10 protein-coding genes are annotated in these 13,602 nt (G+C 67.2%); 3 read left to right on the top strand and 7 right to left on the bottom strand.

Features of this window, described 5'->3' with window-relative positions:
- Nucleotides 1–343: 343 nt before the first annotated feature.
- From ASF27_RS20365 to ASF27_RS20355, 3 genes are all read left to right on the top strand, one after another.
- Nucleotides 344–634: a hypothetical protein gene (locus tag ASF27_RS20365; protein ID WP_156467592.1), complete on the top strand. Its 291-nt coding sequence runs from the start codon at nucleotides 344–346 to the stop codon at nucleotides 632–634.
- 405 nt (nucleotides 635–1,039) lie between these two features.
- A complete protein-coding gene (locus ASF27_RS20360; RefSeq protein WP_244481076.1) occupies nucleotides 1,040–2,326 on the top strand; it encodes an efflux RND transporter periplasmic adaptor subunit in 1,287 nt (428 codons plus the stop codon).
- 3 nt (nucleotides 2,327–2,329) lie between these two features.
- On the top strand, nucleotides 2,330–5,494 hold the full coding sequence (locus ASF27_RS20355; RefSeq protein WP_056362996.1) for a multidrug efflux RND transporter permease subunit: 3,165 nt from the start codon (nucleotides 2,330–2,332) through the stop codon (nucleotides 5,492–5,494).
- Nucleotides 5,495–5,569: 75 nt separating this feature from the next.
- Here ASF27_RS20355 and ASF27_RS20350 read toward each other — a convergent pair whose 3' ends face one another.
- From ASF27_RS20350 to ASF27_RS20320, 7 genes are all read right to left on the bottom strand, one after another.
- Nucleotides 5,570–6,373 (bottom strand): succinate dehydrogenase iron-sulfur subunit, encoded by an 804-nt coding sequence (locus ASF27_RS20350; protein ID WP_056094958.1) that lies wholly within the window; start codon nucleotides 6,371–6,373, stop codon nucleotides 5,570–5,572.
- A 64-nt stretch (nucleotides 6,374–6,437) separates the two neighbouring features.
- Nucleotides 6,438–8,261, bottom strand: coding sequence for a succinate dehydrogenase flavoprotein subunit (sdhA, locus tag ASF27_RS20345; RefSeq protein WP_056362993.1), 1,824 nt, complete (start codon nucleotides 8,259–8,261; stop codon nucleotides 6,438–6,440).
- Between the two features lie 31 nt (nucleotides 8,262–8,292).
- On the bottom strand, nucleotides 8,293–8,697 hold the full coding sequence (gene sdhD, locus ASF27_RS20340; protein ID WP_056268519.1) for a succinate dehydrogenase, hydrophobic membrane anchor protein: 405 nt from the start codon (nucleotides 8,695–8,697) through the stop codon (nucleotides 8,293–8,295).
- A gap of 11 nt (nucleotides 8,698–8,708) precedes the next feature.
- The gene (sdhC, locus tag ASF27_RS20335; protein ID WP_056268517.1) at nucleotides 8,709–9,110 is read right to left on the bottom strand and encodes a succinate dehydrogenase, cytochrome b556 subunit; all 402 of its coding nucleotides are present in this window, start codon (nucleotides 9,108–9,110) and stop codon (nucleotides 8,709–8,711) included.
- Nucleotides 9,111–9,279: 169 nt separating this feature from the next.
- Complete coding sequence (locus ASF27_RS20330) at nucleotides 9,280–10,599, bottom strand: SLC13 family permease (protein WP_056362989.1); 1,320 nt, start codon at nucleotides 10,597–10,599, stop codon at nucleotides 9,280–9,282.
- Between the two features lie 127 nt (nucleotides 10,600–10,726).
- Complete coding sequence (locus ASF27_RS20325) at nucleotides 10,727–12,949, bottom strand: glycosyltransferase family 2 protein (protein ID WP_244481075.1); 2,223 nt, start codon at nucleotides 12,947–12,949, stop codon at nucleotides 10,727–10,729.
- Nucleotides 12,950–13,020: 71 nt separating this feature from the next.
- Nucleotides 13,021–13,521 carry a hypothetical protein gene (locus ASF27_RS20320; protein ID WP_056362986.1) on the bottom strand — a complete coding sequence of 167 codons (501 nt, stop codon included), beginning with the start codon at nucleotides 13,519–13,521 and terminating at the stop codon, nucleotides 13,021–13,023.
- Nucleotides 13,522–13,602 lie beyond the last annotated feature (81 nt).

Below are 13,602 nucleotides of genomic sequence, written 5' to 3'. Positions count from 1 at the left end.
TCCTCGGATTCGCGATCCCCGAAATCGAAGGGCCGAGCCTTGGCCGCCCGGGATGGACCGGTCAACGGGCGCGAGACCGATGGGGATACCCCTGTGTGATCCCGGCAACGCCCAAGGGACTGCCTCCACCGGGATGGGAGCGAAAGCGCGGAGGACGGCAGAATGCCGCAGGAACTTGTCACGCGCTCCGTGAAACACCAGTCTTGGTGGTGTGAGAGGTTCCGCACAGCACCCGAAGTCGCCCGTGGGCGCAGACGAGACGCGCTCCCGCGGGCGCGCCCTTGGGTCGCTGCCCGGTCGGAATTGGCTCTCTGCCCTGCCGTGCCTTCTCCATCTCATGGTGATGCTTCTGATCTCCTGGCCGTCCGTGACGGACCCGGGACCGAAGATGCCGGCGGCGTCCTTCGCAGAGCACTCCGCGTACGCTTCCGGCGACAGCGCGGCCTCCTCCGACGTTCCGAAGGTGGTACGGGTCGGCAATGACGCCGACGACCTGCGCGAGGACCTTGTAGTGGCCAGCCCCCGGCTGCTGCCGATTTCGCACGCCTCGGCGGCGGTTGCTCTCACTGGCGCCGGCAAGCCGGATACCCGCGACGATCATCCACCGGACCGGCCTCCAAGGCTTGGCGCCTGAGACTATCGCACGAAGCGATCGCCGCATCGGGGGCCGGTCGAAAGAGCCGGCGTCGATCGTGAGCTTCGTCGGGCGCGTCGAGCTGGTCACGCCTTCACGGTTTCTTGTGTCGTGTGCTCCAGGCTAGCGGCCGAGGCGAGGTCCGTCCCGATTGTTGGGTTGTCGTCGGATCGCCAAGATCGTCCGTCAGACAGCCCTGATGACAGCCAAGCCGTCCGGCCCTCCGCCGCTGTTCCCATCGATGCCCTGCGCATCTCTCCGTCCGGGCGTGCTCTCCGTGGCCCGGCGCTTGCCGCGCGATCCCTCCGTTCCACGGGGCGGGCCGGCGTGGTCCTTTGAACACAGCGAGAGCGGTCCGCCCCTGGCGGCCGCCCATCGACCGAATTCCGCAGGAGCGAAGTGATCGTGACGTCCCCCTCCCTACGCGTGTTCTGGGCTCGGCCGGCTTCCGTTGCCGTCGGCATCGTCCTCGTCACCCTGTCGGCTTGCAATCAGAAGCAGCAGGCGGCAGCGCCGGTGCCCGTCCCGCCGCCGGAGGTGAGCATCGTCACCGTGCGCGAGCAACCGATTCCCTACGTGCGGGATCTTCCCGGTCGCGTCGCGCCCATGCGGATCGCCGAGGTGCGCTCGCGGGTCTCGGGCCTCGTCATCAAGCGGACCTTCGAGCAGGGCAGCTTGGTCAAGGAAGGCGACATTCTCTACAAGATCGACCCGGCACCGTTCGAGGTGGAATTGCAGAGTGCCGAGGCGGTGCTCGCGCGCACGGAGGCCGCTCAGGTCCTGGCCGGCCAGCAGGCCGACCGCCTGGAGCAGCTCCTGACGCGCCAGACCGCGAGCCAGGCCCAGTACGACAGCGCCTACGCGGCCCTGAAGCAGGCCGAGGCCGAAGTCGCAGGCGCCAAGGCCGCTCGCAACCGGGCACGGCTGAACCTCGGCTACACCGATGTCCGCGCTCCGATCTCGGGCCGCATCGGCCGGGCCCTCCTCACGGAGGGAACCCTGGTGGAGCAGGGCGCCACCTCGAACCTCGCGACCATCCAGCAGCTCGATCCGATCTACGTCGACATCACCCAGTCGGTGGGCGAGCTGAACAAGCTGCGCCGGGATCTCGCCAGCGGCGAGCTTTCGCGCCTGTCCGGCGATACCGCCAACGTGCACCTCATCATGGACGACGGGTCGCTCTACGGTTCGGCGGGCCGGCTCCTGTTCTCGGACGTCACCGCCGATCCGAGCACCGGGCAGGTGACCCTGCGCGTTCAGTTCCCGAACCCGCACGACGAGTTGTTCCCCGGCATGTACGTGCGCGCCCGCATCAAGCAAGGCATCGATTCCGACGCCCTGGCCGTTCCGCAGCAGGCGATCCAGCGCACCAGCGACGGCAAGCCCGAGGTCTGGGTGGTGCGCGAGGACGACAAGGTCATGCTGCAGCCCATCGAGGTCGGTCCCGTGGTCGACAGCCAGTGGATCGTTCGCGAGGGTCTGAAGGTCGGTGACCGCGTGGTCGTCGAGGGCGTGCAGAAGATCTCCGCCGGCCAGCAAGTGAAGACCGTCGAACTCCATCCGGTCTCAGCGGATACGACGCCGAAGCCCCGCGACACCGATGTGGTCGAGCCGGCTCCGAAGGTGGACGCGAGAGCGGAGATGAAGCAGGAGGCCAAGCCTACGCCCCGCTCCGCCGCGCAGGTGCGCTGACCCATGGCGCGTTTCTTCATCGACCGGCCGGTCTTCGCCTGGGTCGTCGCCCTGTTCATCATCCTGGGCGGCGTGCTCTCGATCCCAATGCTGCCGGTGGCGCAGTACCCGGTGATCGCGCCCCCCTCCATCGCCCTGTCGACGGCTTTCCCGGGCGCGTCGGTGGAGAGTCTCTACACCGGCACGACGCGGCTCATCGAGGATGAGCTCAACGGCGCCGCCAACATCATGAGCTTCGAATCCACCACGGATTCGTTCGGCTCCATCAACATCACGGCGACCTTCCAGCCGGGCACGGACCCGGCGCTCGCCTCCGTCGAGGTGCAGAACCGCCTCAAGCGCGTCGAGGCGCGTCTGCCGGCGGAGGTGCGCCAGCAGGGCATCCTCGTCGAGGAAGCCTCGGCCGCGACCCTGAACATCATCACCCTCATCTCCACCGACGGGAAGATGGACGAGATCGGGCTCGGCGACTTCCTGATCCGCAACGTCATCAACGAGATCCGGCGCGTGCCGGGGGTCGGACGCGCGACGCTCTACTCGACGGAGCGGTCGCTTCGCGTCTGGGTCGATCCCGACAAGCTGCGCGGCCTGTCGCTCAGCCCCGACGACGTGGCCGACGCCATCCGCGCCCAGAACGTCCAGATCGCCTCGGGCGCCGTCGGCGCCCAGCCGAGCCCGGTGAAGAACGCCGTGTTCGCCCCGATCATTGTCAAGGGCCAGCTCAACACCGTCGAGGATTTCGGCGCCATCGTCCTGCGGGCGAATTCCGACGGCTCGAACGTGCGCCTGCGCGACGTCTCGCGGATCGAACTCGGCGGCGACGCCTACCAGTTCTCCACGCGCCTCAACGGCGGCGAGGCAGCCGGCATCTCGGTGACCCTGGCCCCCGACGGCAACGCCCTCGAGACCGCCCAGGCGATCCGCGCCAAGATGGAGGAGCTGTCGCAGTTCTTCCCGCCCGGCCTGAAGTGGGACATTCCCTACGACATCACCCCGGCGGTGCAGGCCTCGATCAAGAAGGTCCTGATGACCCTCGTGGAGGCGGTGATCCTCGTCTTCGTGGTGATGTTCCTGTTCCTGCAGAACATCCGCTACACCCTGATCCCCACCATCGTCGTGCCCATCGCCCTCTTGGGAACGGTGACGGTGATGCTGCTCGCCGGCTTCTCCATCAACGTGCTGACCATGTTCGGCATGGTGCTGGCCATCGGCATCCTCGTCGACGACGCCATCGTGGTGGTGGAGAACGTCGAGCGCATCATGAACGAGGAGGGGCTGCCGCCGAAGGAAGCCACCGCTAAGGCCATGGAGCAGATCACCGGCGCCATCATCGGCATCACCCTGGTGCTGGTGGCCGTGTTCATCCCCATGGCGTTCTTCCCCGGTTCGGTGGGCATCATCTACCGGCAGTTCTCCATCGCCATGGTGACCTCCATCGGCTTTTCGGCGCTGCTGGCCCTATCCCTGACCCCGGCCCTATGCGCGACCCTGCTGAAGCCCGTCGAGAAGGGCCATGCCCACGCCAAGGGTGGGTTCTTCGGCTGGTTCAATCGCATCGTCGACCGGGAGACCGCCCGCTACGGACGCGGCGTCGCCTGGTTCATCAAGGCGTCCGGCCGGATCATGGTGGTCTACCTCGCCCTGCTGGCGGGCGTGGCCTTCGCCTTCATGCGCCTGCCCGAAGGCTTCCTGCCCATCGAGGATCAGGGCTTCTTCACCGTCGACATCCAGACGCCCCCGGGCGCTTCGTTCAACCGCACGCAGACCGCGGTCCGCAAGGTCGAGGAACATCTGCTGGCCCAGCCGGGCGTCGCCACGGTGACGATGCTCAACGGCTTTTCGTTCTCGGGCCAGGGTGCGAACCTGAGTCAGGCCTTCGTCACCCTGAAGCCGTGGAGCGAGCGCGACGCGTCGAGTTCCGCCGCTGCCCTCGTGGCGGGCACGAACACGGCGCTCGCCGGCTACCGCGACGCCATCGTCGACGCCCAGGAGCCGCCCCCGGTGGACAACCTCGGCAACGCGGCGGGCTTCTCGTTCCGCCTGCAGGACCGGGCGCAGCGGGGCTACTCCGCCCTCACGGCGGCGGAAGCCCAGCTCCTGTCGCTCGCCAGGAAGAGCCCGATCCTCCAGAAGATGAAGATCGAGGGTCTGCCGCCGGCGCCCCAGGCGGAACTGATCATCGACCGGGAGAAGGCCGCCGCCCTCGGAGTGAAGTTCGAGGACATCAATACGACGATCCAGGTCAACCTCGGTTCGGTCTACACCAACGACTTCCCGAACCAGGGCAAGATGCAGCGCGTCTACGTCCAGGCGGAGCAGCTCCAGCGCATGCAGGCCACCGACCTCCTGAGCTATGCCGTGAAGAATGCGCAGGGGGCGATGGTGCCGATGTCCTCCTTCGCCGATCTGAAGTGGGGCATGGGACCGAGCCAGATCGTCGGCTTCAACGGCTACCAGTCCGTGCGCATCACCGGCGAGCCGAACCCGGGCTACACCTCGGGCGATGCCATCGCCGAGATGGAACGCCTGATGCAGCAGCTGCCCAAGGGCTTCGGCTACACCTGGACCGGGCAATCGCTCCAGGAGAAGCTCGCCGGCAGCCAGGCGAGCCTGCTCCTCGCCCTGTCGGTGATCATCGTGTTCCTGTGCCTCGCCGCCCTGTACGAGAGCTGGACGATCCCGCTCTCCGTGCTCCTCGTGATCCCGCTCGGCGTGATCGGGTCCGTGGCGGCGGTGTATCTCCGGGGGCTCCCCAACGACGTCTACTTCAAGATCGGCCTCATCACGATCATCGGACTGTCCGCGAAGAACGCGATCCTCATCGTGGAATTCGCCAAAGACCTGTGGAAGCCTGGCAAGAGCCTCGTCGATGCCACCATCGAGGCTTCGACCCTGCGGTTCCGCCCCATCGTGATGACGTCGCTCGCGTTCATCCTCGGCGTGGTGCCGCTCGCAATCGCCACCGGTGCCGCCTCGAAGAGCCAGCAGGCCATCGGCACGGGCGTGCTGGGCGGCATGATCTCGGCGACCATCCTGGCGGTGCTGTTCGTGCCGGTGTTCTTCGTCGTCGTGATGCGCCTGTTCCGGCGCAAGGACGCGACGGAGGGCATCCAGCCCGAAACCAAGGTCGCCGCCCCCGTGGCGCATCATCCCGCGCCGGCCGAATAGGCCGGCCGGCCCACGAAAAAGGGGCGCGCGGTTCACACCGCGCGCCCCTTTTTCGTTTGGTTCGGTCGGAAGTCCTCAGACTTCGCGGGCGACCATCATCTTCTTGATCTCGGCGATCGCCTTGGCCGGGTTCAGGCTTTTCGGGCAGGCGTTGGCGCAGTTCATGATCGTGTGGCAGCGGTACAGGCGGAACGGGTCGTGCAGAGCGTCGAGGCGCTCGCCGGTGTTCTCGTCACGGCTGTCGATCAGCCAGCGGTAGGCCTGGAGCAGGGCGGCCGGGCCGAGGAAGCGGTCGCCGTTCCACCAATAGCTCGGGCACGAGGTGGTGCAGCAGGCGCAGAGGATGCATTCGTAGAGGCCATCGAGCTGGGCCCGGTCCTCCGGGGTCTGCTTCCACTCGCCTTCCGGCGCCGGGGTCTCGGTCTGGAGCCAGGGTTCGATGGAGGCGTGCTGGGCAAAAAAATTCGTAAGGTCGGGGACGAGGTCCTTCAGCACCGGCATGTGCGGCAGCGGGTAGATCCGCACCGCGCCGGTCTTCTTGCCCTTCGCGTGCTCCTGGCACTCGTCGATGCCCATGGTGCAGGCGAGCGCGTTCTGGCCCTCGATGTTCATGGCGCAGGAGCCGCAGATGCCCTCGCGGCAGGAGCGGCGGAACACCAGGGTCGAGTCGACCTTGCTCTTGATCCACAGCAGGGCGTCGAGGACCATCGGTCCGCAATCGTCGCGATCGACCTGATAGACGTCGACGCGCGGGTTCTTCCCGTCATCCGGGTTCCAGCGATAGATCCGGAATTCCTGCAGGTTGTTGGCGCCGACCGGACGGGGCCAAGTCTTGCCCTCGGTCATCTGAGAGTTCTTGGGAAGATTGAACTGAGCCATGATTTGGCGTGCCTAATTCCGTCTCAAGAGAATCATCATCGAAAGCAAGTCTGCGACTGCTTCCTCAATACACACGCGCCTTCGGCTCGATGTACTGGATCTCGTTCGACATGGTGTAGGTGTGGACCGGACGATAATCGATGCTGACCTGCTTGGACGTGTCGTCCATCCAGGCGAGTGTGTGCTTCATCCACTCCTTGTCATCGCGGTCGGGGAAGTCCTCACGGGCGTGGGCGCCGCGGCTCTCCTTGCGGTTGGCCGCCGATTCCATGGTGACGACGGCCTGGCCAATGAGGTTGTCGAATTCCAGGGTCTCGAGCAGATCGGTATTCCAGATCAGCGAGCGATCGTTGACGTGAATGTCGGCGAGGCCGGAGGCGACCTTGTGGATGAGGGCCTTGCCCTCTTCCAGAACTTCGCCCGTGCGGAACACCGCGCAGTTGTTCTGCATGGTCTTCTGCATCTCGGCGCGCAGCTCCGAGGTCGGGGTTCCGCCATCGGCATAACGGAACCGGTCGAGGCGGCTCAGGGCCTTGTCGGCGGAGTCCTTCGGCAGATCCATCTGGCGGTGGCCCGGCTCGACGATCTCGGCACAACGGAGACCGGCGGCCCGGCCGAACACCACGAGGTCGATGAGTGAGTTGGAGCCGAGTCGGTTGGCGCCGTGCACCGAGACGCAGGCCGCCTCGCCGAGCGCCATCAAACCCGGCACCACCGTGTCGGGGTTGCCGTTCTTCAGGGTCAGCACCTCGCCATGATAGTTCGTCGGGATGCCGCCCATGTTGTAGTGCACCGTCGGCAGCACCGGGATCGGCTCCTTGGTGACGTCGACGCCCGCGAAGATCTTGGCGGATTCCGAGATGCCCGGAAGGCGCTGGTGAAGAATCGCCGGGTCGAGGTGGTCGAGGTGCAGGTAGATGTGATCGTTGCCCTTGCCGACGCCGCGACCGGCCCGGATCTCCATGGTCATGGACCGTGAGACCACGTCGCGGGAGGCCAGGTCCTTCGCCGAGGGGGCGTAGCGCTCCATGAAGCGCTCACCCTCGGAATTCGTCAGATAGCCGCCCTCGCCGCGCGCGCCCTCGGTGATGAGGCAGCCGGCGCCGTAGATACCCGTGGGGTGGAACTGCACGAACTCCATGTCCTGCAGGGGCAGGCCGGCGCGCAGCACCATGGCGTTGCCATCGCCCGTGCAGGTGTGGGCGGAGGTGGCCGAGAAGTAGGAGCGGCCGTAGCCGCCCGTGGCCAGGATCGTCTGCTGGGCACGGAAGCGGTGGATCTCGCCGGTGGCCTGGTCGATGGCGATGACGCCGAGGCAGCGACCGTCCTCATCCATGATGAGATCGAGGGCGAAGTACTCGATGAAGAAGTTGGTGTTGTTCTTCACCGCCTGCCCGTAGAGCGTATGCAGCATGGCGTGGCCGGTGCGGTCGGCGGCGGCGCAGGTGCGCTGGGCGGTGCCCTTGCCGTAATCGGTGGTCATGCCGCCGAAGGGTCGCTGATAGATTTTTCCTTCTTCAGTTCTGGAGAAAGGCACGCCCCAATGCTCGAGTTCGTAGACCGCCGCGGGGGCGTTGCGCACGAGGTACTCGATGGCGTCCTGGTCGCCGAGCCAGTCGGACCCTTTCACGGTGTCGTACATGTGCCAGCGCCAATCGTCCGGACCCATGTTGCCCAGCGACGCCGAGATGCCGCCCTGCGCCGCCACCGTGTGCGAGCGGGTCGGGAACACCTTTGAGATACAGGCCGTACGCAGGCCCGCCTGGCTGCAGCCGACCGTGGCGCGCAGGCCCGCGCCGCCGGCTCCGACGATGACCACGTCGAAGGTGTGGTCGTTGATCGTGTAGGCGGGCGCGCCGTTCGATCCGTTCGATCCGTTGCTGGCCATGGACGATGTCCTTATCGGTTTACGGATGCGGTCAGACGAGGCGGGCGAGGCTCACGCGCAGAATCGCGTAGAGGCAGGCCACCGCGACGGCGACGGCATAGGTGGTGTTGGCGAACAGGGCCGCGAACTTCAGGCCCTTGTCGTGGACGTAATCCTCGATGACGACCTGCATGCCGATGCGCATGTGCAGCGTCACCGAGATCACGCCGCCGATGAGGATGAGGGCCGCGGCCGGATGCGACACGAGGGCGACGGCCTCGGGGTAGGGCCGCCCGGCCATCAGGGCGATGATGACGATGAAGCCGATCATCAGGGGCACGTTGGCGGCGGCGGTGACGCGCTGCTGCCACCAGTGTCCGGCCCCGTGCCCGGAGGCGCCGAGCCCCTTCACGCGGGAGCGGGCGGTGCGGAGCGAGGTCTTTGCGGTCTCGGCCATGGGTTCGGTCCTCAGCGCACGAGAAGGGCGACGGCCCAGATCGCCACGGTGGCGATCACGGAAGCGATGAGGGTTCCGCGCGCCAGCCACATCCGCCGCTCGCGGTCGAACCCGTGGCCGACATCCCACACGAAGTGGCGCAGGCCCCCGAGCATGTGGTGCATCAGGATCCAGGTGTAGACGAACAGGACGAGCTTCCCGATGAGGGAGCCGAAGAACCACGCCACCCAGCCGTAGGCCGCCGGGCCGGACGCCAGGGCTACGAGCCAGATCGCCACGAGGGCGGTGCCGCCGTACAGCGCCGTGCCGGTGATGCGGTGGAACACCGACATCGCCATGGTCCAGGTCCAGCGGTAGATCTGGAGATGGGGCGAGAGGGGCGCTGTGACCGTGGGTCGGACGGTGGGAGCCATCGTGTTCCGAATTCCTCGATGGTGGGTTGAGGCGCCGCCTTGGCGCTGCAGTGCAAAAAGATTTTGGATCGTCTCTAATCTGCCCGCGGCCCGGCGCCAATCCGCAACCCGCGACGGCGGAACGGGAGTGGCGACATTGTCCTCGGATCGTAAGTCGGGCGCGAAGCCCTCATGGCAACCTCCCGAGGGCCCGCCACCAGAGGTAATCCAGCGGTGCGACGATGAGCAGCGATACAACCCCGAGCGTAAGGGTCAGCTTCGTCGCGGCGCGCAGGGGCACCCGGCCGAGATCCATCGCCACCACGATGGGCGGTGCCTGGTACGGCAGGAACAGGGTCGCGTAGCCGATCACCTGGATCATCACCACGCTGTAGAGATCGAGGCCGCTGACGCGCGACATCTCGCCGGCCAGAGCGGTGTAGAGGGCCGGTGCGCCGTTGGCCGTGACCACCAGGGCCAGAGCCGCGCTGATGCCGGTCAGGATGCCGAAATTGTAAGCGGGCGCGTCGGGCGCCAGGGGCGCGACGGCCAGGAGCGCGTGGCCGAGGCTGTCTCCAAGGCCGGTGGCATTCACCGTGGCGACGAGACCGAGCAGCGCCGCGACGTAGAAGCAGGTGCGCAGGTTCACGGAAGCGAAGGCTTCGGCCGGCATCACGCCGATCCGCGGCATCAGGCAGATCACCGCCGCCGTGAGACCGATCCAGGCCGGCGCGATGTGGTGCAGGCTGTCCGTGACCCAGAAGCCGAGGGTGGCGAGGAGAATGACGGCGAGGCGTCGCGCCTCCGGCGTCATCGGTGCGACGGCGAGGGCACCGGCATCCACGGCCGTGAGCCGATCCGGAAACAGCCGAACGATACAGGCGACCAGGATCGCGCCCTTTACCAGGGCCAGCACCGGGGCGTGCAGGAGGAGGTAGGGCAGGTAGGCGAGGTGCAGGCCGTATTGGGCCTCGGCCGTCCCGGCCATGACGAGGTTCGGCACGTTGGCCGGCAGGATCGCGGCGGACAGGATCGGCGTCGCGACGCCGACGGCCAGAACCGCGCCGTGGCGTCCGGGCCGCCCGGGGCCGAGGCCGTAGGCATCGCACAGCCCGAGCACCACCGGGACCAGCAGGGCGACGCGTCCGAGATTGGACGGCATGACGAACGCGATCCCGAAGGCGAGCGCCACGAGGCCTGCGATAAAGCCGGTGTAGGATCCCGACAGATGTCCCGAGAGGCTTCGCGCCAGACGATCCCCGAGGCCGGTACGGGTCATGGCGAGGCCCACCACCATGCCGCCAAGCACGAGCCAGAACGCGGAGGAGGCGAAGCCCGAGAACACCACGTTCGGGGGCGCCAGGCGAAACAGCATCGCCAAGGCGAAGAACAGCAGGGCGGTGACGATCTCGGCCACGCGACCGGTGGCCCATAGGCCCATGCAGATCACGAGCAGGGCGCCGGTCAGCCAGACCGTCGCATCGCCCCCCAGGGTGTGAAGTATCTGCATGCCGAACTTCCGATGGCGGGACGCACGCCACGCGTCGCCAGCCGGCGAACAGAACCGCGAATTAGACTGGTTCGCAATTCGGGAGTCAGGCACCGATCCTTCGCGTGCCGCGAAGGCTCAGATGCGTTCAGAACCGTGTCGGGTCGAGTTCGAAGGTCGGCGGCAGCGCCTCGAACCACGGGCTGTAGAACGGATCCTGCGGGATCTTTCTCGCCCAGCGGGCGCGAAACCGTTCGTGCTCGGTTGGATCGACGGTGCGGGCGCGGTTGCGGCTCTCGTAATGGTAGAGTTCGGCCTGAGCGCAGTACACGATCCGCCGGCCCTGCTCCCACAGGCGAAGGCACAGATCGATGTCGTTGTAATTGACGGCGTAGGCCTCATCGAAGCCGCCGAGCCCCGCGAACGCATCCTGCCGCACCATCAGGCACGCGCCCGTCACCGCGAGGTAGTTGCGGTTGCCCACCGTCGAGAAGAAGTGCCCGGGATCGTCGCCGGGGTAACCGCGACGGACATGGTCGGGCGTGGCGTCGACGATGGAAACGCCGGCGTGCTGGATCTCGCCGGTCTCGAACAGCAGCTTCGGTCCCACCGCGCCGACGCCGTCAATCTGGAGCAGCGTCAGCATCGCTTCGATCCAGTCGGGGGTGATCACCGCGACGTCGTCGTTGAGAAACACGAGGATTTCCCCCGTGGCGACGCTGGCCCCGAGGTTCATCTTCGCCGCGACGTTGAAGCCGGGCTCCGCGTAGGTGATCCGCCGCGCGTCGTACCGCTGCAGGGCCGACAGGGTCGCGGGGCGAAGGTCGCCGTTGTCCACGACCACGATTTCGATGTCGCCGTAGGTGCTCGTTCGGCGGATGCTGGCGAGACATTCGGCCAGGAGATCCACGCTGCGGCCGCCGACGGTACTGTCGCGCCCGGCGCTCGGGATCACGAGGGAGACGCGCGGCGTGCCGACGATCTTGCGGCGCAGGAAAAAGCAGCCGGCATAGGGGGAGGGGCGGACGTGATCGAGGGTGCCGGTGCGGCGCGCCCGGTCTTCGAGACCGCGCACGGCCGCCGCGATGACGTAGTCCTTGTTGTCCATGGTCTGGGCGGTGGAGCCCGGAATGGCGCGCCAATGGTAGAGCATCTTCGACACATGGCGGACGTTTCGGACGTGTTCGGTGTAGCGCAGTGCGAAGTCGTAATCCTGGGCGCCGTTGCACTCGTCGCGGAACCCGCCGATGCGCCCGACGATGTCCATGCGGTAGAGGGCGAGGTGTGCCGTGTACATGCACGCCTCCAGGGCCTCGGGCGACCAGTCGGGCTTGAAGAAGGGATCGTAGCGGACGCCCTCGACGGAGATCTTGTCCTCGTCGGAGTAGAGGAAGTCCACGCTCGGGTCCTCGTTGAGGACGCGGACGAACTCGTAGAGCGCGTTGTCGGGGATCGCGTCGTCGTGGTCCATGAGCGTCATGTACGCGCCCGTCGCCAGGGCCATGGCGTCGTTGGAGGCCGCCGCGATGCGCCCGTTGTGCCGGCGCCGGTGGAGCTTGATCCTGGGATCGGCGTCGGCGAAGGCCTGCAGCATCGGCCAGACGTGCGCGCTCGGCGAATTGTCGTCGCAGAGGCAGAGTTCCCAGTTCTCGTAGGCCTGCGCCCGCACGGAGGCGATGGCGGCCTCGAGCCAGACCTTCGGTGTGTCGTAGACCGGCATGACGATGGAGATGCGTGGTGCGAACCCGAACCCGGTGACGGCCGCCCGCATGGCGGGCACGGACAGGCGGCTCGGCGTCTCGACCGCCTCGATCCAGGCGGCGTAGGAGGCCGGCACCGGGCGCGGCTTCGCGCTGTCGAGGAAATCGCGCCACAGGGCACGGGCCGGGCGGCGCCGGATCAGTTCCGCGACGCGGGCGACGAGGCGGGGGAGGGGACGCTCGGCGGCCGGCAGACGGGCCACGAGACGCCGGATGATCTCCGCGTAGGCGGCCGGCACGCCGAGGTGGTCGAAGGTCACATGGCCGAGGGTGAATCCGCCGGCCCCGCTCAGGGGGTCGAGACGCAGGCCGCGCACCCGGCGCGGCAGCCGCACGAGGTTGTCGATCCCGGCCTCGCCCCGCTCGAGGGGAATGGTCAGGCTTTCCCGAAATCCCTTGCCGTCGTCGACATAGAGGAGCGGCACGAGCTTGGTACGGCCCAGCGGAGCGAGGTCGGCCCGGATGCGGACCCAACCGCCGCGATGGCGACGCCGGCCGGCGGGGGGCAGGATGCGAAAGTAAGGGTCCGAGCCGACAGCACGCCACGCCCCGGCCGCGTCGGACACGATCTGATGGACGGGGTCGAGGCGGCAGCGCACCGGTCGCGACACGTGAGGAGCCTTTCCGCGGGCGATGAAATCGCCCGTGGTCTAGGCGCCGCATCCCGGTACGGCAATCGGGCTCAGGCGTGGAGCGCCCGCGCGAGTTCGTCCTTCGACATCTTGGAGCGACCGGGGATGTTCTTGTCCCGGGCCTTTGCGAGGAGATCGGCCTTGGTGTGCCCGCCCGCGTCACGCGCCGTCGCGGCCTTCTTCGCCACGTCGGCGGGCTGCTTCGAGTGCTGCCGGCCTTTGGCCGAGTCCGCGCGCTTCTTCTCCGTCGACCGGGCGTACTCGCCGTACGACAGCTTTTCCCGGGCCGCCTTCGGCAGGTAGCGCTCGCCGGTCTCGCCGCTCTTCCTGCCGGATTTCGTGTCCCAATCCTCCTCGGTCCACTCCTTGAGATGGTTGTCCGACGATTTCTTGCCGGCATAGCCGCCGCCGGCGTCCTTGTAGGCTTTCGTTGCGGCCTGAGCCTTGCGGGCCGACCATTGGCCCGGCTTGCCGCCCTTGTCGGATTCGGTGACCTCTTTCTTCACCTTCTCCCACAGGGCGGGATCGGTCTTCTTGGCGGTGGCGGACATGGTCGCATTCCGAATGACTGGATTCCGAAAACCAACTGGATGGGCAGCCTTGCGTTCCGTGCAGGGCAGCGCATCCACAAC

The organism is Methylobacterium sp. Leaf102 (genome assembly GCF_001422425.1).
In the GTDB taxonomy this organism is placed as follows: domain Bacteria; phylum Pseudomonadota; class Alphaproteobacteria; order Rhizobiales; family Beijerinckiaceae; genus Methylobacterium.
The sequence above is the reverse complement of the archived record's forward strand: the minus strand, read 5'-3'. Positions and strand labels throughout refer to the sequence as shown.

What these genes read in the sequence shown, in the direction of transcription:
- ASF27_RS20365 (WP_156467592.1), top strand. Translation starts at nt 344, where the DNA reads ATGCTTCTGATCTCCTGGCCGTCCGTGACGGACCCGGGACCGAAGATG.
- ASF27_RS20355 (WP_056362996.1), top strand. Translation starts at nt 2,330, where the DNA reads ATGGCGCGTTTCTTCATCGACCGGCCGGTCTTCGCCTGGGTCGTCGCC.
- ASF27_RS20350 (WP_056094958.1), bottom strand. Translation starts at nt 6,373, where the DNA reads ATGGCTCAGTTCAATCTTCCCAAGAACTCTCAGATGACCGAGGGCAAG.
- sdhA (WP_056362993.1), bottom strand. Translation starts at nt 8,261, where the DNA reads ATGGCCAGCAACGGATCGAACGGATCGAACGGCGCGCCCGCCTACACG.
- sdhD (WP_056268519.1), bottom strand. Translation starts at nt 8,697, where the DNA reads ATGGCCGAGACCGCAAAGACCTCGCTCCGCACCGCCCGCTCCCGCGTG.
- sdhC (WP_056268517.1), bottom strand. Translation starts at nt 9,110, where the DNA reads ATGGCTCCCACCGTCCGACCCACGGTCACAGCGCCCCTCTCGCCCCAT.
- ASF27_RS20330 (WP_056362989.1), bottom strand. Translation starts at nt 10,599, where the DNA reads ATGCAGATACTTCACACCCTGGGGGGCGATGCGACGGTCTGGCTGACC.
- ASF27_RS20320 (WP_056362986.1), bottom strand. Translation starts at nt 13,521, where the DNA reads ATGTCCGCCACCGCCAAGAAGACCGATCCCGCCCTGTGGGAGAAGGTG.